Origin of the sequence: Vibrio eleionomae (genome assembly GCF_009874545.1) — a bacterium.
Taxonomy (GTDB): Bacteria; Pseudomonadota; Gammaproteobacteria; order Enterobacterales; family Vibrionaceae; genus Vibrio; species Vibrio nitrifigilis.
Genome location: NZ_WEKT01000033.1, coordinates 19,324 through 41,517, shown reverse-complemented (window position 1 = coordinate 41,517; position 22,194 = coordinate 19,324). Strand labels below are relative to the sequence as shown.

General features: G+C 42.5%; 20 protein-coding genes. 14 read left to right on the top strand and 6 right to left on the bottom strand.

Translation table 11 applies throughout. The features are described from left to right. Positions 1-11 precede the first annotated feature (11 nt). The 5 genes from F9817_RS15740 to F9817_RS15720 all read left to right on the top strand — a co-directional run bounded on the left by F9817_RS15740 (position 12) and on the right by F9817_RS15720 (position 4,133). Positions 12-806: a sulfite exporter TauE/SafE family protein gene (locus F9817_RS15740; protein WP_161157121.1), complete on the top strand. Its 795-nt coding sequence runs from the start codon at positions 12-14 to the stop codon at positions 804-806. Positions 807-839: 33 nt separating this feature from the next. Beyond that, the gene (gene lgt, locus F9817_RS15735) at positions 840-1,658 is read left to right on the top strand and encodes a prolipoprotein diacylglyceryl transferase (RefSeq protein ID WP_161157120.1); all 819 of its coding nucleotides are present in this window, start codon (positions 840-842) and stop codon (positions 1,656-1,658) included. A gap of 9 nt (positions 1,659-1,667) precedes the next feature. Beyond that, positions 1,668-2,519 (top strand): thymidylate synthase, encoded by an 852-nt coding sequence (locus F9817_RS15730; RefSeq protein WP_161157119.1) that lies wholly within the window; start codon positions 1,668-1,670, stop codon positions 2,517-2,519. Between the two features lie 169 nt (positions 2,520-2,688). After that, the gene (nhaR, locus tag F9817_RS15725) at positions 2,689-3,579 is read left to right on the top strand and encodes a transcriptional activator NhaR (RefSeq protein WP_161157118.1); all 891 of its coding nucleotides are present in this window, start codon (positions 2,689-2,691) and stop codon (positions 3,577-3,579) included. Positions 3,580-3,830: 251 nt separating this feature from the next. Then, complete coding sequence (locus F9817_RS15720) at positions 3,831-4,133, top strand: ArsR/SmtB family transcription factor (protein WP_161157117.1); 303 nt, start codon at positions 3,831-3,833, stop codon at positions 4,131-4,133. A gap of 127 nt (positions 4,134-4,260) precedes the next feature. Here the strand turns inward: F9817_RS15720 and rpsT are convergent, their stop codons facing one another. Next, complete coding sequence (rpsT, locus tag F9817_RS15715) at positions 4,261-4,521, bottom strand: 30S ribosomal protein S20 (RefSeq protein WP_161157116.1); 261 nt, start codon at positions 4,519-4,521, stop codon at positions 4,261-4,263. Positions 4,522-4,780: 259 nt separating this feature from the next. On the opposite strand from rpsT, the gene murJ reads away from it, so the two are divergent. The 6 genes from murJ to ispH all read left to right on the top strand — a co-directional run bounded on the left by murJ (position 4,781) and on the right by ispH (position 12,376). Further along, a complete protein-coding gene (murJ, locus tag F9817_RS15710) occupies positions 4,781-6,343 on the top strand; it encodes a murein biosynthesis integral membrane protein MurJ (RefSeq protein WP_161157115.1) in 1,563 nt (520 codons plus the stop codon). A gap of 70 nt (positions 6,344-6,413) precedes the next feature. Continuing rightward, positions 6,414-7,349 (top strand): bifunctional riboflavin kinase/FAD synthetase, encoded by a 936-nt coding sequence (ribF, locus tag F9817_RS15705; protein ID WP_161157114.1) that lies wholly within the window; start codon positions 6,414-6,416, stop codon positions 7,347-7,349. Between the two features lie 62 nt (positions 7,350-7,411). Beyond that, entirely contained in the window at positions 7,412-10,255 is a 2,844-nt protein-coding gene (gene ileS / locus F9817_RS15700; RefSeq protein WP_161157113.1) for an isoleucine--tRNA ligase, read from the top strand. Between the two features lie 15 nt (positions 10,256-10,270). Then, positions 10,271-10,777: a signal peptidase II gene (gene lspA / locus F9817_RS15695; protein WP_161157112.1), complete on the top strand. Its 507-nt coding sequence runs from the start codon at positions 10,271-10,273 to the stop codon at positions 10,775-10,777. A gap of 173 nt (positions 10,778-10,950) precedes the next feature. Continuing rightward, entirely contained in the window at positions 10,951-11,382 is a 432-nt protein-coding gene (fkpB, locus tag F9817_RS15690; protein WP_161157111.1) for an FKBP-type peptidyl-prolyl cis-trans isomerase, read from the top strand. A gap of 31 nt (positions 11,383-11,413) precedes the next feature. Further along, positions 11,414-12,376 carry a 4-hydroxy-3-methylbut-2-enyl diphosphate reductase gene (gene ispH, locus F9817_RS15685; RefSeq protein ID WP_161157110.1) on the top strand — a complete coding sequence of 321 codons (963 nt, stop codon included), beginning with the start codon at positions 11,414-11,416 and terminating at the stop codon, positions 12,374-12,376. Between the two features lie 77 nt (positions 12,377-12,453). On the opposite strand, the gene F9817_RS15680 is transcribed toward ispH, so the two are convergent. Further along, the gene (locus tag F9817_RS15680; protein ID WP_161157109.1) at positions 12,454-13,926 is read right to left on the bottom strand and encodes a carbon starvation CstA family protein; all 1,473 of its coding nucleotides are present in this window, start codon (positions 13,924-13,926) and stop codon (positions 12,454-12,456) included. A 236-nt stretch (positions 13,927-14,162) separates the two neighbouring features. Between F9817_RS15680 and F9817_RS15675 the strand changes: the two genes are divergently transcribed. Further along, positions 14,163-14,501 (top strand): DUF2799 domain-containing protein, encoded by a 339-nt coding sequence (locus F9817_RS15675; protein WP_161157108.1) that lies wholly within the window; start codon positions 14,163-14,165, stop codon positions 14,499-14,501. Between the two features lie 29 nt (positions 14,502-14,530). Continuing rightward, positions 14,531-16,369 (top strand): cation:proton antiporter, encoded by a 1,839-nt coding sequence (locus F9817_RS15670; RefSeq protein ID WP_161157133.1) that lies wholly within the window; start codon positions 14,531-14,533, stop codon positions 16,367-16,369. A gap of 44 nt (positions 16,370-16,413) precedes the next feature. On the opposite strand, the gene murQ is transcribed toward F9817_RS15670, so the two are convergent. Continuing rightward, complete coding sequence (gene murQ, locus F9817_RS15665) at positions 16,414-17,340, bottom strand: N-acetylmuramic acid 6-phosphate etherase (RefSeq protein ID WP_161157107.1); 927 nt, start codon at positions 17,338-17,340, stop codon at positions 16,414-16,416. 17 nt (positions 17,341-17,357) lie between these two features. Then, on the bottom strand, positions 17,358-18,470 hold the full coding sequence (locus F9817_RS15660; protein WP_161157132.1) for an anhydro-N-acetylmuramic acid kinase: 1,113 nt from the start codon (positions 18,468-18,470) through the stop codon (positions 17,358-17,360). A 105-nt stretch (positions 18,471-18,575) separates the two neighbouring features. On the opposite strand from F9817_RS15660, the gene nagZ reads away from it, so the two are divergent. After that, on the top strand, positions 18,576-19,559 hold the full coding sequence (gene nagZ / locus F9817_RS15655) for a beta-N-acetylhexosaminidase (RefSeq protein ID WP_161157106.1): 984 nt from the start codon (positions 18,576-18,578) through the stop codon (positions 19,557-19,559). A gap of 5 nt (positions 19,560-19,564) precedes the next feature. On the opposite strand, the gene btsR is transcribed toward nagZ, so the two are convergent. Both btsR and F9817_RS15645 read right to left on the bottom strand, forming a co-directional pair. Continuing rightward, positions 19,565-20,287, bottom strand: coding sequence for a two-component system response regulator BtsR (btsR, locus tag F9817_RS15650; RefSeq protein ID WP_161157105.1), 723 nt, complete (start codon positions 20,285-20,287; stop codon positions 19,565-19,567). Continuing rightward, positions 20,280-21,977, bottom strand: a complete 1,698-nt coding sequence (locus F9817_RS15645; protein WP_161157104.1) for a sensor histidine kinase — start codon at positions 21,975-21,977, stop codon at positions 20,280-20,282. Before F9817_RS15645 ends, btsR begins: the two co-directional genes overlap by 8 nt. Positions 21,978-22,194: the final 217 nt, after the last annotated feature.

Genomic DNA, 22,194 nt, shown 5'->3' with positions numbered 1-22,194 from the left:
AGGAATACAGTTTGAACTTAGAATTGCTGGCTCTAATGTTGTGTTTAGGGTCTATTGTTGGTGTCCTTGCTGGTTTGTTAGGAATTGGTGGTGGGCTCGTTGTTGTTCCTGCCCTTGTGTTTATTCTTCCTTTTGCTGATGTTTCTCAAAATCTTGTCATGCATTTGGCATTAGCGACATCTTTAGCCACTATTATCGTGACTTCTGCTTCTTCCTCCTTTAATCATTTTCGGTTAGGTAATGTCGACTTTTTTGTCGTTAAATGGTTAATGCCCGGGGTATTAATCGGTGGTTACATAGGAGCAACACTGACTGAGTGGATTCCAACCCAATATTTACCGAAAGTATTTGGTGTGATTGTGTTTGTGTTAGCGGTGCAAATGTATCGTTCTATTAAAACGGTGACGCAAGGTTGCATGCCCAATGCCCTAATCACTTCACTTTGGGGAAGTGGTATAGGGATTATTTCTAGCCTAGCCGGAATAGGTGGAGGCTCACTATCTGTGCCATTTCTTAACCGGCACGGAGTAGAAATACGTCAGGCTGTTGGTTCTTCTTCCGTATGCGGTTTTGGTATTGCTTTGTCGGGAATGTTAGGGTTCATTTTCCATGGTTTTCATGTGGAAGGCTTGCCTAAATATAGTGTTGGATATGTGTATATACCTGCGCTGGTGGCGATTTCCATAACGTCAGTATTCACGACTCGTATTGGAGCAAAACTAGCAACCCGTTTACCAGCCCCAGTACTGAAGAAGTTTTTTTCATTATTTTTGATATGCGTTGCGACCAGTATGCTGGTGCAATAATCAGTTGTAGACTAGTAAAAGAGAGCTTTATTTATGTCGCAAGACTATTTCCATTTTCCCGATTTTGATCCTGTCATTTTTTCGATTGGACCCGTATCTGTGCGTTGGTACGGATTAATGTACTTGGTCGGTTTCCTCTTTGCTATGTGGTTAGCCAACCGTCGTGCAGATAAACCAGGAAGTGGTTGGACTCGAGAGCAAGTATCCGACTTACTGTTTGCTGGTTTTCTCGGTGTTGTCATCGGTGGACGTGTTGGGTATGTCTTGTTTTATAACTTAGGGCTTTTTATTGATAACCCACTGTACTTGTTTGAGGTTTGGACTGGTGGTATGTCATTCCATGGCGGGTTATTAGGTGTTATTACAGCAATGTTCCTATATGGCCGTAAACACAAGCGTTCGTTCTTTAGTATTGCCGATTTTATCGCACCACTTGTTCCATTTGGCTTAGGGGCAGGGCGCATGGGTAATTTCATCAATGGTGAACTTTGGGGCCGTATCACCGATGTTCCTTGGGCGATGATCTTCCCTGGCGGCGGTCCATATCCTCGTCACCCGTCTCAGCTCTATGAGTTTTGCTTAGAAGGTGTGGTGCTGCTGCTTGTACTCAATGTGTTTATTCGCAAGCCTCGTCCATTAGGTTCTGTTTCTGGTCTGTTTTTGATGCTTTATGGTATATTCCGCTCCTTTGTTGAATTCTTCCGTCAACCTGATCCGCAATTAGGCTTGTTTGATGGGGTTATTTCAATGGGACAGATACTCTCTATCCCTATGATTATTTGTGGATTAGCGTTGATTATCTGGTCATACAAACGTGGTGTATACAAAGATGCACCCGCAGTAGAAAAGTAAGGGTTAAATGTGAAACAGTATTTAGAGCTTTGCCAACGTATCGTTGATGAAGGGCAGTGGATTAATAATGAACGTACCGGTAAACGTTGTCTAACGGTTATCAATGCGGATTTAACCTATGACGTTGCTGCTAATCAGTTTCCATTGGTGACAACCCGAAAAAGCTTTTGGAAAGCAGCAGTCGCAGAGTTGCTCGGTTATCTACGAGGCTATGATAATGCTGCAGATTTTCGCAAGTTGGGGGCGAAAACATGGGATGCCAACGCTAACCAAAATGATGCATGGCTAAATAATCCTTACCGTAAAGGTGAAGATGATATGGGGCGTGTATACGGCGTTCAGGGACGCTCTTGGGCGAAACCTGATGGTGGCCATATTGATCAACTGAAAAAAATCGTTGATGACCTTACTCGAGGTGTTGATGATCGTGGTGAAATTCTAAATTTCTATAATCCTGGTGAGTTTCACATGGGGTGCTTGCGTCCATGTATGTATAGCCATCATTTCTCTTTATTAGGTGATACTCTATATCTCAATAGCACTCAGCGTTCTTGTGATGTGCCGTTGGGGTTGAACTTCAATATGGTTCAGGTTTATGCCTTTTTAGCCATTATGGCTCAGATTACAGGGAAGAAAGCGGGTCATGCCTACCATAAGATAGTCAATGCACATATTTATGAAGATCAATTAGAATTGATGCGTGATGTGCAACTCAAACGTGAACCTTTAGGTGCGCCTCAGTTTAAAATTAATCCAGATATCAAAACCTTAGAAGATATTGAAACATGGGTGACATTAGATGATTTTGAGGTTATTGGGTATGAGTACCATGAACCCATAAAGTATCCGTTTTCTGTTTAATAAAAAAGCGCCATGGTTGGCGCTTTTTTATTATATAATCAGTTTCATAAAATACCATTTAATAGCTAGGCTTATTTATTAGATAGCAATTATTGAATTTATTATTGCTTAATAGCTGTGTTTTATTACATATAAATTATATTTAATAACAATACTCGGAAGAAATAGGATGTCTCACCTTAATTATAATCACCTTTACTATTTTTGGATGGTGTGTAAGCAAGGCTCAATAACGAAAGCTGCTGATGCATTATTTCTCACTCCTCAAACGGTGACAGGGCAAATAAAAGCCTTAGAAGAAAGAATGAGTGGTAAGTTAACTAAACGTAATGGTCGGAGTATTGAACCCACAGAATTAGGCCAATTGGTATTTAAATATGCCGATCGCATGTTTGGCTTAAGCTATGAAATGATGGATATTGTGAACTACAGTCAGCGTTCTAATATATTATTTGATGTTGGCGTAGCGGATTCATTATCTAAACGACTTGTCAGTAAGGTTCTCAGCACGGCTATACCAGAAGATAACCGTCTCCACCTACGATGTTTCGAATCTACCCATGAAATGCTGTTAGAACAGCTCTCACAGCACAAGTTAGACATGATTCTTTCCGACTGCCCAGTCGATTCAAGTCAAAGTCCTGGTCTATTTAGTAAAAAACTAGGTGAAGTTCATATGAGTTTCTTTTCTCGCTCTCCTATTGATTCAGGAAGCTTTCCTGAAATATTGGAAAATAGCCGTTTATTGATTCCTGGTAGTCGTACTGCAATGGGGAGAAAAGTTCATCAATGGTTTGATCGTCAAGGTATTAACCCGAATATTTTAGGCGAATTTGATGACGCAGCATTAATGAATGCCTTTGCTCGTTACCAACCGAATACTTTATTTCTTGCGCCATCATTTTACGCACAAGAAATATCAGACGAAACACCATTAATTAAACTAGAACAAATTGATGAGTTAAAAGAAGAATACTATGTAATATTTGCTGAAAGGATGATTCAACACCCGGCAGTAAAAAACGTGTGCGAACGAAATTTTATTAATTTATTCGATTAATTCATTTATTAGAGCGAATAAATCGATTAATATCTCTCTACCCAATAAGGAGTATCATTAATTCCCCATAATGATGCATTTATTACTGGTTTGTTGTTACGCCTAGTGTTCGGGTCAGTGAGAGGTCGTTATTTAAGTCTTAGGTAGTACTCCCCGATTACTTAAGTCTTATTTGTATTTTCAATTACTTCAGAAACTTGGGCCCGAATGAACGGTGTTTTTAACAGTTGTCCTATGAGGCCTTTATACTGATGAACTTACAAGAAATAGAAAGCAAATCCGCCGAAGCAGTCGTATTACTTAAAGCGATGGCAAATGAAAGACGTTTACAGATTCTTTGTATGCTACATAATCAGGAACTCTCTGTGGGAGAGTTGTGTGGTAAATTGTCTTTGAGTCAATCGGCACTATCTCAACATTTAGCATGGTTACGTCGTGATGGGTTAGTTGAAACCCGTAAAGAAGCGCAAACTGTGTATTACACATTGAGTAGTGTTGAAGTCCGTTCTTTAATGGAAGCGTTGCACGGATTATATTGCGTGGCAGAAGCGTAATAAAACGATACCAGTCACAGTGGTAAGCACCACAACATCATTGTGATTGGTATATTTTTTTAGACAGGCAGAAATAAAAAAACCGGCGTGAGCCGGTTTTTTTTATCACTGTAGTATCTGACTCTGATTAAAGAGCTTTGATAGCAGCAGCGAAACGAGACTTATGGCGTGCAGCTTTATTCTTGTGAATAAGGCCTTTAGTTGCCATACGGTCAAGGATTGGTGTAACAACAGCGAATGCTGCAGTTGCAGCTTCTTTGTCGCCTGCAGCGATTGCAGCTACAGTTTTTTTCATGTAAGTGCGCATCATAGAACGGCGGCTAGCGTTGTGCTGACGACGTTTTTCAGATTGGATAGCGCGCTTCTTAGCAGATTTATTATTTGCCAAGGGTCTAACTCCCAAAAACTTTAGTTCGGTGACAATTTAAGGGCCGGAAATATCCCTTATTTGCACTCAAATGTCAAATGATTTGTGCAAAAACCCGCCTAAGCCAAACAAGTTTGGATTCGGAAGAGCTTCGCGGTTAAGATGGCGTGGATTCTAACAGTATTTTTTTTCCATTGCTAATACTTATCTAATCAGGAACTGACATTCTTTTTTATCTGATCACGATAATGTGACTTTAGCGGTTTTTTTCGAGGTAGCTGTGAGTAGACGCTTGCTCAAGTCTGGCATTATTGTCAGCGCTATGACGTTGATTTCTCGGGTGCTTGGCCTAGTTCGTGATGTTGTGGTTGCGAACCTAATGGGTGCTGGCGCGAGTGCTGATGTCTTTTTCTTTGCCAATAAAATTCCTAATTTTTTACGCCGTCTTTTTGCTGAAGGCGCTTTTTCTCAAGCCTTTGTTCCTGTTCTCACTGAATATCATGCCTCGGGAGACATGGATAAAACACGTGAACTGGTTGCTCGAGCTTCTGGCACATTAGGTGTCATTGTTAGTCTCGTCACTATTTGTGGAGTACTGTTTTCAGGTGCGGTGACTGCTGTATTTGGTGCTGGGTGGTTTATCGATTGGCTCCATGGAGGACCGGCTGCTGCTAAATTTGAGCTGGCGAGTTTATTACTTAAGATTACTTTCCCATATTTGTGGTTCATCACTTTTGTTGCTTTATCTGGCGCTATTTTAAATACGATGGGGAAATTTGCGGTCTCGTCATTTACCCCGGTATTTCTCAATGTGATGATCATTGGTTGTGCACTATTTTTGTCACCTCAGTTAGCTGAGCCCGAAATTGGCTTGGCGATCGGTGTGTTCTTAGGCGGCATGGTGCAGTTCTTCTTCCAATTGCCTTTCCTAATAAAAGCGGGCGTGTTATCTCGTCCTAAATGGGGATGGCGAGATCCGGGAGTGGTAAAAATACGAACCTTGATGATCCCAGCTCTGTTTGGTGTTTCCGTCAGTCAAATTAATTTACTGTTCGACACTTTTATCGCTAGTTTTCTTCAAACCGGCTCAATTAGTTGGCTCTATTATTCTGATCGTTTACTTGAATTCCCTTTGGGAATGTTTGGCATTGCGATTGCCACTGTGATTCTTCCAGCTTTGTCTCGCAAGCATGTTGATGCTCAGCGTTCGGGGTTCTCCGAAACGATGGACTGGGGAGTAAGGATGGTCACGCTATTAGGTATTCCTGCCATGTTAGGCTTGATGGTTCTAGCTAAGCCAATGATCATGGTGCTTTTTATGCGCGGTTCATTCTCTCCGGAAGATGTTCACCAAGCTTCGCTGTCACTATTAGCTTATGCATCGGGCTTACTTAACTTTATGTTGATCAAAGTCCTAGCTCCTGGTTACTACTCACGGCAAGATACTAAAACTCCAGTGCGTTACGGTATTGTCGCAATGGTCACTAACATGGTTTTGAATGCGATATTTGCTTGGTTCTTTGGTTATATCGGCTTAGCTATCGCTACTGCGTGTTCGGCATTTGTGAATATGGCCTTGCTGTATCGTGGTCTTCATCTGCAACGAGTCTATATTGTGACTCGCAAAACGATTGGCTTTATTGTACGTTTGATTCTTGCTGGTGCGCTTATGGTCGCAGCAGTGGAATGGCAATTAGCTGATATGTCTGTTTGGTTAACCTGGGATTTATTGCACCGAGCGTCAATGCTAATCGGATTAATTGTACTTGGTGCTGGTGTGTATATTGTTTCAGCTCTTATATTGGGTGTTCGCTTAAAAGATTTAAAAGCGGCGACAGATTAAGGTGCTTTAGGGTATAATCCGCCAGTTTCACGCTCTAACAATAATAAAAGTAGGTTTTAAACAGATTCTGATGGAATTCGTTCGCGGCATACATAATATCAAATCACACCATCATGGCTGTGTATTGACGATAGGGAACTTTGACGGTGTTCACCTTGGGCATCAGCAAGTTCTTCGTCAGGTTTCACAACGAGCTGAGCGACTTGGGCTCGACTCTGTGGTGATGACATTTGAACCGCAACCTATGGAATTGTTTGCAAAAGATCGAGCTCCCGCTCGACTGACGCGCTTACGAGATAAGTTCGTTCAGCTCGATAAACTGGGGATTGATCGTTTGCTATGTGTGAATTTTAATTACCATTTTGCTTCTATGACGGCGGAAAGCTTTGTCCATGACTTGTTGGTCAAGCAATTGGGTGTTAAGTTTCTCGTAGTAGGTGATGACTTCTGCTTTGGCCGAGAAAGACAGGGCAACTTTGCCATGTTGCAGCAAGCAGGCCAACAATATGGCTTTGAAGTCGTCAGTACGCAGAGCTTTTGCCTATCCAGCTTACGAGTAAGTAGTACCGCAATTCGTGAAGCACTTGCTAGTGATAATTTGGCCTCTGCAGCCGATATGCTAGGTCGTGATTACAGTATTAGTGGTCGAGTGTCTCACGGTAGAAAACTTGGAAGAACAATAGGTTTTCCTACTGCGAATATACCATTGAAACGCTGTGTTTCTCCCGTTTCTGGTGTTTATGTCGTAGAAGTAAAAGGGCTCGGGAATACTGCGATTGGTGGCGTGGCTAATATTGGCCAACGACCAACAGTTAACGGTGTCCGCCAACAATTAGAAGTTCATTTATTCGACTTTCATGACAATTTATACGGTAAACAGTTAGAAGTTCTCCTTTTGCATAAATTGCGTGACGAAGTAAAATTCGCGTCGTTTGATGAACTAAAACAACAGATCGAATTGGATGCTGAGGCAGCAAGGGTGTGGCTGCGTCAGCGTAAGGGTTGATTGGAAATATCTACCTTTCAACATAATGTCTAACTTCGCCCAACTAACGGAATTAAGAATCGATGAGTGAGTATAAAGATACCCTGAACCTACCTGAAACAGGGTTTCCGATGCGTGGCAATCTGGCCAATCGTGAGCCAGAAATGCTTCAGCGTTGGTATGAAGAAGATCTTTACGGTGCGATCCGTAAAGCCAAAAAAGGCAAAAAATCTTTCGTATTACACGATGGCCCTCCGTATGCTAACGGTGACATTCATATTGGTCACGCACTGAATAAGATTCTTAAAGACATTATTATTAAATCCAAAACACTTTCAGGTTTTGATGCTCCATATATCCCAGGTTGGGACTGCCACGGCCTACCTATCGAATTGATGGTAGAGAAAAAATTTGGCAAACCAGGCAAGAAACTGACTGCCGCTGAATTCCGTGAAAAATGTCGTGAATATGCAGCGGGCCAAGTTGAAGGCCAAAAAGAGAGCTTTAAGCGTCTTGGAATTACGGGCGATTGGGATAAACCATATCGCACTATGGATTTTGCTACAGAAGCTAACATTATTCGTGCTTTAGGTAAGATTGCGGATAATGGCCACCTACACAAAGGTTTTAAACCTGTTCACTGGTGTACAGAATGTGGTTCTGCTCTAGCGGAAGCTGAAGTTGAATATAAAGATAAGACATCGCCATCGATTGATGTTCGCTTTAAAGCGGCTGATGAAGCAGCACTTCTAAGCAAATTTGCTTTCGAAGGTGAACAAGGGGAAGGTGATATCTCAATCGTTATTTGGACGACGACGCCATGGACTCTTCCTGCAAACCGTGCGGTTTGTGTTCGTGAAGACCTTGAGTATGTGTTGGTTCAAGTCGAAGGCGATAACCCTGAGCGTATTATCGTTGCAACAGAGCTACTTAAAGATGTGATGGCTCGCGCGGGCATCGAAAATTACCGTGCACTTGGTTATAGCAAAGGTGTTGATTTAGAATTACTGCAATTCCAGCATCCATTCCTAGCATTTACAGTACCTGCGATTCTTGGTGATCACGTAACGACTGATGCTGGTACCGGTGTGGTTCATACTGCGCCAGGACATGGTCAAGAAGACTTTGTTGTTGGTCAAAAATATGGTCTAGAAGTAGCGAACCCAGTTGGTTCTAACGGTGTTTATCTACCTGATACTGAGTTCTTTGCTGGTCAACATGTCTTTAAAGCTAACCCTGCTGTGGTTGAGCTACTAAAAGAAAAAGGCGCGTTACTTCATTACGAAGAGTTTGTGCACAGCTACCCTCATTGCTGGCGCCACAAAACGCCAATTATTTTCCGCGCAACGCCACAGTGGTTTGTCTCTATGGACCAAAATGGCCTGCGTAAAAATGCCCTTGAAGCGATCAAAGGCGTAAAATGGATGCCTGATTGGGGTCAAAACCGTATTGAAGGTATGGTTGAAGGTCGCCCTGAATGGTGTATTTCTCGTCAGCGTACTTGGGGTACTCCAATTACTCTATTCGTACACAAAGAGACTGCTGAACTACACCCTGATACGCTAGCTATTATTGAAAAAGTAGCTCAACTCGTTGAAGAAAAAGGTATTCAAGCATGGTGGGATGTTGAGCCAGAAACGTTAATTGGTGCCGATGCTGAGCAATACGAAAAAGTATTGGATACTCTAGACGTATGGTTTGATTCTGGTGTTACTCATTACTCAGTTGTGGATGCTCGTGAAGAGTTCAACGGTAATGAACCTGACATGTACCTTGAAGGTTCTGACCAACACCGTGGTTGGTTCCAATCTTCTTTGATTACTGCTGTAGCAACGAAAGGCAAAGCACCTTACAAAGAAGTATTAACGCATGGTTTCGTGGTTGATGGTCAAGGCCGTAAAATGTCTAAGTCCATCGGTAACGTGGTTGCACCAAAAGATGTAACGAACAAGCTAGGTGCAGACATTCTTCGTTTGTGGGTTGCTTCAACGGATTATACCGGTGAAGTTGCTGTTTCTGATGAAATTTTAAAACACAGTGCTGATGCATACCGCCGTATTCGTAATACAGCGCGTTTCTTCTTGGCTAACCTAAATGGTTTCAACCCAGAAACTGACGTTGTTCCTGCTGATGAAATGGTTGCGTTGGATCGTTGGGCTGTTGGCCGTGCACAAGCGTTCCAAGATGACATCATCAAAGCATACGAAGAATACAACATGCACAATGTTGTTCAACGTTTGATGCATTTCTGCTCAATTGAAATGGGTTCTTTCTACCTAGATGTAATCAAAGACCGTCAGTACACAGCAAAACAAGGTGGTCATGCACAACGTAGTTGTCAAACTGCCCTGTACTTCATTGTCGAAGCTCTAGTTCGTTGGATGGCACCTATTATGTCGTTCACTGCTGATGAGATCTGGAACGCAATGCCAGTGAAACAAGCAAATGGTGAAAACCGTGCTAAGTATGTTTTCACTGAAGAGTGGTTCGATGGTCTATTCGGCCTTGCCGAAGGCGAAGAGCTTAATAATGAGTTCTGGACGGAAATTCAGCATGTACGTGGCTCTGTGAACAAACTATTGGAAGCGGCACGCAGTGAAAAAGTGATTGGTGGTTCTCTACAAGCAGAAGTGACCTTGTTTGCTGATGATGCTTTAACTGAGAAACTCAATAAGCTTGAAAACGAATTGCGTTTTGTTCTTATTACCTCTGGTGCAACAGTAAAACCTCTTGCAGAGAAAACCTCGAACGCTCAAGAGACTGATCATGAAGGTCTGTTTGTTGAAGTGGTTAAAACTGAAGCTCATAAATGTGAACGTTGCTGGCACCATACCGACGATGTAGGCACAATTAAAGGCCACGAAACTATTTGTGGTCGTTGTGTGTCTAACGTTGAAGGCGAAGGTGAAGTACGTAAGTACGCATAATAAAAGACGGTATTCATGACAAAACAGGCTATAACGCTCAAACAATCGGGAGTGCGCTGGTTAGCGCTAGCGCTACTCGTATTCATAGCTGATATTGCTATTAAATTCATAGTAATGGGCTCTGTAGGCTATGGCTGGGAAAACCACGTGTCGGTTTTACCATTTTTTAACATAGTGTATGTGCATAACCCTGGGGCTGCTTTTAGCTTTTTAAGCAACCAAGCAGGTTGGCAGCGCTGGTTATTTACGCTTATAGCCTTTGCTGTGGTGGTCTTTCTCATTCTGACGATGCGTCGTTCAGAGGCCAAAGAAAAGTGGAGTAACATCGCTTACGCACTGATTATTGGTGGCGCTGTGGGTAATGTGTTTGACCGCATAGTTCATGGGTATGTGGTGGATTACCTTGATGTCTTTTGGGGAAATTACCATTGGCCAGCCTTTAATCTTGCCGACAGTGCTATCTGCATTGGGGCGGTAATGATCGTATTAGATGGCTTTATTGGGAAGAAAAAAAGCCAGTGATATCGCTGCGTAAAATGAAATAACCACAAGCGCTGTCCGTTGATTCGGATGGCGCTTTTTGTTAGAAGTGATACGTCGCCTCTGTTTTGTTTATTTGATAATACTCTGTACTACAATTGGTATTTTGGTAAACATAGGCGGTATACACTCCGCATAACGCAAGGACATTTCTCGTGACAGCGATAACTGAGCATTCTGTAGTCACCCTACATTTCACTATTAAGTTAAAAGATGGTTCGATAGCTGATAGCACCCATAACATGGGAAAACCGGCCCAATTTGTCATTGGCGATGGCAATATCAGTGATAATTTTGAACGTCATCTGATAGGGATGAAAGCTGGGGAAACAAAAGCGGTTGAGCTCAAAGCAGCTGATGCATTTGGTCAACCTAACCCAGATAATATTCAATATATGGATAGAGCTAAGTTTGTCGGTGAAGCGCAAGTTGAGATTGGCACCATTATGGCTTTTAGTGGCCCCGATGGTCATGAGATTCCGGGCATCATTACTGAAATTGCGGGTGATTCTGTTACGGTGGATTTCAATCATCCACTTGCTGGGCAAGATGTTATCTTCGATGTAGAAATTTTATCTGTTGAGTAACTTACCGTAGAATACCAGCCAAAATATAACCATGAGCAAAGAAATGAAAATACTGTTAGCAAACCCACGCGGATTTTGTGCGGGTGTTGATCGTGCCATCAGCATTGTTGAACGCGCTTTAGAAATCTATGAGCCACCTATTTATGTTCGTCATGAAGTGGTTCACAACCGTTTTGTGGTGGAAGGCTTAAAACAACGTGGCGCTATCTTCGTGGAAGAATTACATGAAGTTCCAGACGATAATATTGTGATTTTTTCCGCTCATGGAGTATCGCAAGCCGTGCGTCAGGAAGCAAAAGAACGTGATTTAACCGTGTTCGATGCAACCTGTCCACTCGTGACTAAAGTTCATATGGAAGTGGCTCGTGCGAGTCGTAAGCATATGGAAGTCGTATTGATTGGTCATGCTGGTCACCCTGAGGTGGAAGGTACGATGGGGCAGTACACCAGCGATGAAGGTGGAATGTACCTTGTAGAGAACCCTGCGGATGTGGATGCATTACAGAAAAAGGTGAAGCACCCAGATAATCTTCATTATGTGAGTCAAACGACTCTATCTGTAGATGAAACCGCAGACGTTATTGATCGATTACGCGTAGTCTTTCCTAAAATTCAGGGGCCGCGTAAAGATGATATTTGTTATGCGACCCAAAACCGTCAGGATGCGGTACGTGCGTTGGCGTCTCAGGTTGATGTCATGATAGTGGTTGGTTCGAAGAACTCATCAAATTCCACGCGTCTAAAAGAGTTATCAGAAAAGTTAGGCACCCCTGGATATCTCACTGATTGTCCTGAAGATATGGAACAGCATTGGTTTGATAGTGCGCAACTGGTTGGTGTGACAGCTGGGGCCTCAGCACCAGAAGAATTAGTGGATCAAATTCTTGATCGTATTAAGGCTTACGGTGCTACAGCTGTAGAAAATGTATTAGGCCGTGAAGAAAATATGTTCTTTGAAGTGCCTAAAGAGCTGCAAATAAAGCAAGTTGATTAACCTTGAGTTAAAGACTAAAGAGGACGTCACAAAGTGACGCCCTCTTGCTTTTCTAAACAAGGTTACTTGGGTATACATTACGCGTGTTTAGATTCTGAAGCGTTCAATTCATCAGAATTGGCTTTAGATTTTGAAGTGACCATCACATACACCATCGCGACTAAAGATAACCCAGTACCAATTAGTGTAGAAATCGTCATTGGCATACCAAAGCCTAGAGTATGGTTATTTAAAATAAATGTGATACACACGGCGGTCATAAATACTGCTGGAATGGTGCAGATCCAGTGAAGCTTATTGTGTTTGAGCAAATAAGCTGACGCAGTCCAGAGCATCATTACCGCTGTTGTTTGGTTCGCAAAACCGAAGTAACGCCAGATAATGCCGAAATCGACTTGAGTCAGGATCCCACCGATAATAAATAGTGGCACAGCCATCAAAAGACGATTGCGCAGTGTCTTTTGCTCCATATTGAAGTATTCAGCCAAGATGAGACGACTGGAGCGGAATGCGGTGTCACCCGATGTGATCGGCAGAATAACCACACCTAAGAAGGCCAGCACACCACCAAATACCCCAAGTAAACCAAATGAAGCTGAGTAAACAACATTACCAGGCCCACCGTGTCGCACAGCATCGGATAAATTGTCTAATGAGCCGAAGAATGATAGCGCCACTGCACACCAGATTAACGCAATGATTCCTTCGCCTATCATGGCACCGAAGAAAACAAAGCGACCATTCTTCTCGTTTTCCATACACCGAGCCATCAAAGGCGATTGAGTGGCATGGAAGCCTGAAATAGCACCACAAGCGATAGTGATAAATAGCGCTGGCCACAATGGCATATCGTGAGGGTTAAGGTTATGGAACATGTCACTGACTTGGAAGCCAGCTAGAATTTGGTGCTGATCTGATACCGCAATGGCACCAATCAACCCAACCGACATGAAGATTAATAGGGCACCAAATAGTGGATAAAAACGGCCAATAATTTTATCGACTGGGACAATAGTCGCCAAAATATAATAGGCAAATATCACGATGACCATTGAGGTCATACTAACATGAAATCCAGTTTGTTCATTGATCAGGTTTGTGATCATACCGGCTGGTGCTGAAACAAAAACCACGCCGACAAGCAGCAATAAGACAATGGCAAAAATGTTCATGAAATGTTTGGCGCCATTACCTAAATATTTACCTGTAATGCTGGGTACAGAGGCTCCGTCATTACGAACAGACAGCATGCCTGAGAAATAATCATGTACTGCTCCCGCGAAGATACAGCCAATGACAATCCATAACATTGCCGCTGGGCCATACAGTGCGCCCATAATAGGGCCGAAAATCGGACCTACACCCGCAATATTCAGTAATTGAACCAAGTATACTTTAGGAGTCGACATCGGAACATAATCAACACCGTCAGCTTTGGTATGGGCTGGTGTTAAACGTTTTTCGTTGATGCCAAATACTTTTTCTACAAAGGCGCCATAGATAAAGTAGCCGGCAATCAAAGCTGCTACACAGGTAAGAAACCACAACATAGTAAGACCTTTTGTTTTATTAGATTGGTACAGAGTTGATTTTAAAACTGTTAAATAAAGGTTACATTTGATTTTAATGTGAGTGGTCGAATAGTCATTTAAACGGTTTTTCAGCCCATTGAATGGTTGTAACGGTGGTGTTTGTCATAAAACGATACACTATTGCAATGTAAGTTTTCCTAAACAGAAAAACGAGATGGTAAGATATTGCGTTACCAAGAAGAAAAAGGTTCGGTATGAAGAAACTATTGAGCGTGTTAGTTGTGTTATTAGCGGGTTGTGTGTCTAGTGAGACGCAATTGGCCGCGGATGGAAATTGGCATCAGATAGGTTATCAAGATGGTGTAAAAGGGCACACCGAGCGCTCATATCGAGCTTTAAGCAAGCTAGGTGCAGCGAATCAAGCTGAATATGACCAAGGTTATGAAGAAGGCATCCTTGAGTACTGTAACCCTAATGTGGCTTATCAAATAGGTTTGAATGGTCAGGAATATATGGGAGTGTGTGATCATTTAAAAAGTGGTCAAAAATTTAGAATGGAGTGGCAGCGTGGTTGGCGCGACTATAATCAATAAGTTAAACAACAGTTTTTAAAGGAGTGATGATGCACGGAGAGATGATTGCATTGTCGGTTGCAGGTATTGGCGTGGTTGGTTTGGCTTGTCAGTGGTTGGCATGGCGCTTACGTTTACCTGCTATCTTATTTCTACTACTCGCAGGCATTATTGTCGGCCCTGTAGCGGGTATTCTCAACCCTCAAACATTATTGGGGGATCTGCTTTTCCCTCTAATTTCACTAGCGGTTGCTGTCATCCTGTTTGAAGGGAGTTTAACGCTCAACTTTAAAGAGATACGCGGTGTAAGCCATACAGTGTGGACAATTGTCACTGTTGGAGCATTGATCTCTTGGGTGTTGACCAGCGCAGCAACACACTATTTTATTGGTTTAGATTGGACTCTTGCATTCTTATTCGGAAGCTTAACGGTCGTCACTGGGCCAACGGTTATCGTTCCTTTGCTGAGAACGGTCAGACCCAATGCAAGGTTATCTAATTTTTTGCGTTGGGAAGGCATCCTCATCGATCCATTGGGCGCTTTGTTTGTCGTCATGGTTTACGAGTTCTTAGTCTCAAGCAGTGAAGCTCATAGCCTTCATGTTTTAGCGATGATATTGGCAGTTGGGTTGATCATCGGCGCTATTTCCGGTGCATTCGTCGCGTTTGCGTTGCGACGCCGTATGATTCCCGAATACCTTCAGCCATTTGCTGTACTGAGTATTGTATTAGGCGTTTTTGCTATTTCTAATGCGATTGAGTCTGAGTCTGGATTATTGACTGTTACGGTGATGGGGATGTGGTTGGCAAACGCAAAGGGTGTCAACATTCGTCATATTCTGCACTTTAAAGAGCACCTGACGGTATTGCTTATTTCGGGGCTTTTCATTTTACTGGCGGCACGTATTGATCCCGATGATTTCCTCGTCTTTGGCTGGGGCGCTGCGGGTATGTTTGTATTTATGCAGCTTATTTCTCGTCCAGTATCGATCTTTTTGACCACGATTGGCAGTAAATTGTCACTCAATGAAAAAGTGTTCCTCTCTTGGGTAGCTCCTCGAGGCATTGTTGCTGCCTCTATTTCATCACTGTTTGCGATTAAATTGGTTAACCTTGGTGTTCCTGGGGCGAAAATGTTAGTGCCGCTAACGTTTATGGTGATTATTGGTACCGTTGTATTACAAAGTGCAACGGCTAGACCATTTGCTTTGTGGTTAAAAGTGGCTGAACCAGCACCAAAAGGCTTTTTGATTATTGGTGCAAACGATGTAGGGCGCTTAGTCGCTGATGCTATTCGGAAATATGATTGCCGAGTCGTTGTGACTGATTCTAACTGGGATTATATTCGTCAAGCTCGCATGATGGGCTTAGAGCATTACTATGGAAATCCTATCTCGAGCCATGCTGATAACTACTTGAATTTAATTGGTATTGGTCACGTAGTGGCTATAACAGCGGATAAGCATTTTAACGCAATGGCTTGTATGCAGTTTTTGCAGGATTTTGGTGAAGAACGGGTATTTTGCTTACATGATAAAGTAAAATCGGACCCTAATGATAAGCACAATGTGGCGCAAGAATATCATGGGTTACCTTTCTTGGGTGGTGATGTAAGTTACAAGAAATTAGCGAGTTTGGTGAACCAAGGCGCTGAAATTAAACACACTCGCATTAGCGATGAATTCACCTATCAAGATTATCTGCAGAAACATAAAGATCGTTACTTTTTGCCGCTATTTTTGGTTAATGGGAAAGGCCGAATCAAGATGTGTTATGACATTCCTACGTTTGCTCCTGTGACGGGAGATACCGTAGTGTCATTAATGACGTTACCAAAAGGAAGCAATAATGGTGGTAACAGCAATGATGATGGTCATGGTGGTAAATAAATAATGAGTAAAACGAAAGCCTGATTAAGGCTTTCGTTCATGATTCACTCAATCTCATCCGGTTCGATTGCACGGCGAAGAAAACCATCTGAGTCGTGCAATTTTTCTTCTGCTTCAGCATAACTGATGCCCGTTAGGTGCATTAGTATGGCTGCTTTTGCGTTATTATGGCTCTGTTCTAAAAGGTTTTCTGCTTCAGTTCTTGAACAGTCGGTAGCCTGCATAACGATACGTATTGCTCTTGCGACAAGTTTTTTATTGGTTGCTTTTACATCAACCATTAAGTTCTGATAACTCTTACCCAAGCGGATCATACTTGCTGTTGTTAGCATATTAAGTACGAGCTTCTGCGCGGTACCAGATTTCAATCGTGTTGAACCGGTTAAAGCTTCTGGGCCTACCACTGGAGAAATTGCAATATGGGCAATATCGGCGATAGGCGAGTTGGGGTTACACGATAAAGCGATAGTTGTTGCGCCAATTCGTTTTGCATAATCTATTGCACCAATTACATAGGGTGTGCGACCACTCGCTGCGATTCCCACTAAAATATCATTCGCATTGAAGTTGATATTTTTTAACTCTGTTTCCCCCAAGACGGCTGAATCTTCAGCACCTTCTTGAGCTTTAAACATGGCTTCTTTGCCGCCAGCAATTAACCCCACAACCATTTCATCACTAACGCTAAATGTCGGAGGACATTCTACAGCATCGAGAACGCCTAAACGCCCACTCGTACCAGCTCCAAGATAAATCAGGCGGCCACCTTGTTTAAATGCTTCGGTAATGGCATCGACACCTTGAGCAATTTGAGGTAACACTTTCTCAACGGCTAACGGTACGAGTTTATCTTGTTGGTTGAGGCGAGATACGATTTCTTGTGAGCTAAGCAGATCAATATCCATAGTGTCAGGATTACGTTTTTCTGATACTAAATGGGAGAGTGCTGTCAGCAGCGCATCATTAGTCATAAGTGTCCTTGTCTTTTTCAATCTGGGTAATAAATTACGCCCAATGAGGCTGGGCGACAAGCGCCAGTGACACTGGGTAGATTGCTTGGTTGGTTATGAATTCTTCTCTCTGCTAACCAAGCGAAGGCCATTGCCTCCATGGCATCACTATCTACGCCTTGTTGACTGGTTGTTGTTATGTGCCAATTGGGTAGCAATTGCGCTAGTCGTTCCATTAATAATGGGTTTTGAGCGCCTCCACCACAAACATAAACAGAAGGGTGATCTCCTGATTGATGCGGCTGAATTTGCTCTGCAACCGTTAATGCAGTTAATTCACATAGTGTTCGTTGTACATCAACTGGTGAGTAACTCTCTAGTCCCATATGCTGTTCTAGCCAACCTAGATGGAAGTATTCACGCCCTGTGCTTTTGGGTGAGGGTAACGCGAAATATTTGTCTTGCATAAGGCGCTGTAATAATTCAGGAATAATTTGACCCTGCTGAGCCCATTTAGCGTCTTGATCAAAAGGGTGGTTATGATGCTTTAGGCACCAAGCATCCATAAGCATATTGCCTGGCCCTGTATCAAAACCAAGTGCATGTCCTGTTGTTTCCAAAATGGAAATATTGGCGATTCCACCTATATTAAGAATCACAACGTTGGAGTGATTTTGACCAAATAAATGTTGATGAAATGCAGGAACTAACGGCGCACCTTGTCCGCCCAATGCCATATCTTTGCGTCTAAAGTCAGCGACAGTAGTAATACCAGTTTGGGCTGCGATGAGATTCGCATCACCTAATTGAACGGTAAAACGGTGTGGCCCTAGCGGCTGATGAAATACTGTTTGCCCGTGACAGCCAATGGCAGTAATGTCTTTTGGTGTTAGGTTCGCTAGCTTGAGAATGTGCATAACAGCATTACTGTATAGCAGGCCTAATTGATGATCTAACATGCCTATATTTGCAATGGTAGAGGGTTCATTTAGGGCGATACTGAGTAACCCGGCTTTTAAGGTTTCAGGGATAGGCAAACAATCGCTGGCAACTAACGAGATTGCCTTTGAGTCAATGGCGGTGATGGCAACATCAATGCCATCAAGACTGGTTCCTGACATGAGGCCGATATAGAGTTCGCGCTGCATGATTATGTCATCCCTTCGTTATAACCTTTACCAAGGCATTGTAATTGAAAAACAAACTAAATAATCTTCCTGAGTGTTAAATATTTCTCAGATCACCAAGGAGCAATTATGGGTCCGTTATGGCTCGATGTTACTGGCTTTGAATTGGATGCGGAAGAGCGTGAAATGCTCGCTCATCCTACTGTAGGTGGCGTGATACTTTTTTCGCGTAACTATCATGATCGTGGCCAGCTATTGGCGTTAAACGAGAGTATTCGTAAAGCGGCAAAACGTCCAATACTCATTGGTGTAGACCAAGAGGGTGGACGTGTACAGCGATTTAAAGAAGGATTCTCTCGCTTACCTCCTGCTGCCTTGTACCATTCAGTACCGGAAGGAGAAAAGCTTGCCGAACTCGGTGGTTGGTTGATGGCAGCAGAGTTAGTGGCTCACGATATTGATCTTAGTTTTGCTCCTGTACTAGATAAAGGCTATGAGTGCCGCGCTATTGGGAATCGTGCATTTGGTGAAGATGTTAAAACGATTATTGCGCATAGTTCAGCATTTATGCGCGGGATGAAAAGTGCGGGAATGGCTACTACTGGGAAACATTTTCCTGGCCATGGTGGTGTTGTGGCTGATTCTCACCTAGAAACACCCTACGATCACCGTGATTCTATTATGGCGGATATGGAAATATTCCGTCATCAGATTGAACATGAACTATTAGATGCGATGATGCCGGCCCATGTCATTTATCCCGCTTATGATTCACAGCCTGCAAGTGGTTCAAAGTATTGGTTACAAGATGTATTACGCCGAGAGCTGAACTTTAGAGGTGTGGTTTTTTCTGATGATTTGAGCATGGAAGGGGCTGCGATCATGGGCGGGCCCACTGATAGATCACAGCAGGCGCTCGAAGCGGGATGTGATATGTTACTGATGTGCAACAATCGTAATTCTGCAGTAGAAGTTCTCGACCACTTGCCAATCACCGAAGTAGATAAAGCAATGCGCTTAAGAAAAACACAATCGATACGCTACTCTGATTTGGTTCATACAACGCTCTGGAAAGCGGCTACCGCCGCCTTAGCACCGTATTGTGAGCAATAGTCTCTTCAAAAGCCGAGCCTTTCTTTGAGTTCTTTGAAGTATCGGCGGCTTACTGGAACGGTGTGGTGGGAATGGGTGACGATTTCTGCCAGACCGTTATCAATCAGTTTAATTTCTTTAATGGCTTTTAAGTGAATAAGGTATTGCCGATGGCAGCGCATAAGCGGTGTCTTCTCTTCTAATACCTTCAACGTGAGTTGAGTTGTCAATTTTTGATCCATGGTTTGGATTTTTACACCACCGACTTCACTGCAAGCAAATTCGACCTCTGCGATATTGACCAACATAATTCTTTGATGACCTATGCATGGAATCTGTTCAATATATTGTGGTGTGATAGTTTGATAGTTAGGCTGAGTGTGACGCGTTTCCTGAAGTCGATGAAGTGTTTTATTCAAGCGTTTGGGATCGATAGGTTTGAGGAGATAATCAAAGGCATTATCATCAAAAGCTTGTACAGCATATTGATCGTACGCGGTAACAAAAATAATCTTGGGCATGACTTCAGGGTCAAGCATTGCGATCAGGTCAATCCCTGTCACCATTGGCATTTGAATATCTAAAAATACGACATCAGGCTTTAGCTGGTGGATTTTTTTTAACCCTTCAATCGCATTAGTTGCTTCACCTATTACCTCAATATCGTGGCTTTCTTGTAGTAGGTCGATAAGTTCTTCACGTGCAAAGTGCTCATCATCAATGATTAGAGCAGAAAATTTGTCATTCATTGTGAGGTTGTCCTACATGAGGAATGATAAAACTCATTTGGGTGTAATATCCTGGATTTACAAAAGGTTGTAAATGAGCAACTGGGCCAAACTGGTTGGTCAGACGCTTATCCACAATTTGTATTCCAAGCCCGCTATGTGCAGCCTTGAGTTCTTTGTGGCTATCATCAAAACTACCGGCATTATCTTCAACGATGATCCTTGTGCCTTCATCATGGGGTTGGCTATATATCCGAATATGTCCCCCTTCAAGTAAGTTTGATATGCCGTGTTTTACCGCGTTCTCAACTAATGGCTGTAAAGTAAACGTGGGGAGCTTCCGGTCTAATACCGATGCATCAATATCAATGTCTACACTCAATCGGTCAGCAAAGCGGGCTTGCTCTATCGCTAAATAAGAACGCACATGGTCTAACTCCTCACGTAAAGAAACCGATTCAACGTTTTGTTTAAGATTACTTCTGAAGAAGTGAGACAATTGCTGAATGAGTTCTCGAGCTGTATCTGGCTGACGACGAATAACAGCACTAATGGTATTTAACGCATTAAACAAAAAATGAGGATTAACTTGAGCTTGCAGTAATTTTATCTCAGCACGAGACAACAACATCTGTTTTTGTTGGTACTCACCATACAAAATCTGACTCGATAGGAGTTGTGCAATGCCTTGCGCCATTGACATATTGATTGTTGAGAAAAGCTTACGGCGCGGTTCGTACATCTTTATGGTGCCAATGACACGATCACCAGCACGTAAAGGAATAATTAGCGCAGATCCAAGTTTACAGTCTGAACGAATCGAACACTGGTAAGGGTGTTCTTTACCATCTAAATAAATAATTCGATTCATTTTAATGGCTTCTGTTGTACTTGAAGAAGAAATAGGTCTGCCTGGAATATGGTGATCATCACCGATACCAATGAACGCAAGAATTTCTTGTGTATCGGTGATAGCGACGGCACCTACGTTCGTTTGCTCATAAACAATTCGTGCAATCTTTTTAGCGTTATCTGGGGTGAATCCTTCAGATAGGATTCCAACTGAACGTTCAGCTACGTTCAGTGCTCGTCTTGAGAAGGCGGCCGAGTACTCTTCGAAAATGGTTTTACGGTCAACTAAAATACTCATAAAGAGCGCGGCACCAATCGAATTCGTGATGATCATTGGGGCGGCAATTTTTTGTACTAAATGAAATGCTTCATCGAAAGGAGGGGCAAGTAATAGAATGATTGCCATTTGAGCGATTTCTGCCACAAGTGTGATGACAAATACGATCACCGGGCTAAATAATTTTTCAGATTTATTACGATAAATAAAGTAGGAATGAAACACTCCGCCAATGATACCTTCAACCGTGGTTGAAACTGCACATGCGACATCAGTAAACCCACCTTGCATGTAACGATGAATGCCCCCAGTAAAACCAACGGTAAAACCGAGTAAAGGTCCACCAAATAGCCCTCCCATAATGGCACCAATCGCACGTGTATTAGCAATTGCATCATCTATCTGTAGACCAAAGTACGTTCCAGTGATACAAAATAAGGAAAATAGGATGTAAAGGCAGAATCTATGGCCTCTTCGATAGGAAATATTGAGAAGAGGAAGAAAAATAGGAGTTTTACTCAGCATGTATGCTAAAACTAGATACACACACATCTGCTGCATTAAAGAGAGTATTAACTCCATAAGATAGATCGAGTCCTTATTAATAAGAGTGCTTATTGTAAATAACTTACGGAAGAGAAAATATTAAAAGAGCACCATTTTTAACAGATAGCAGTAAAAATTAAATGTAAATAATTTTGTACACCATATGTTTTTTGTTATTTACACTTGCAATGTTTTAAAAGACTGATAATTTGTTTGCCTATAGAGTTTGAGGAACTAATGTTTACAACTGAGT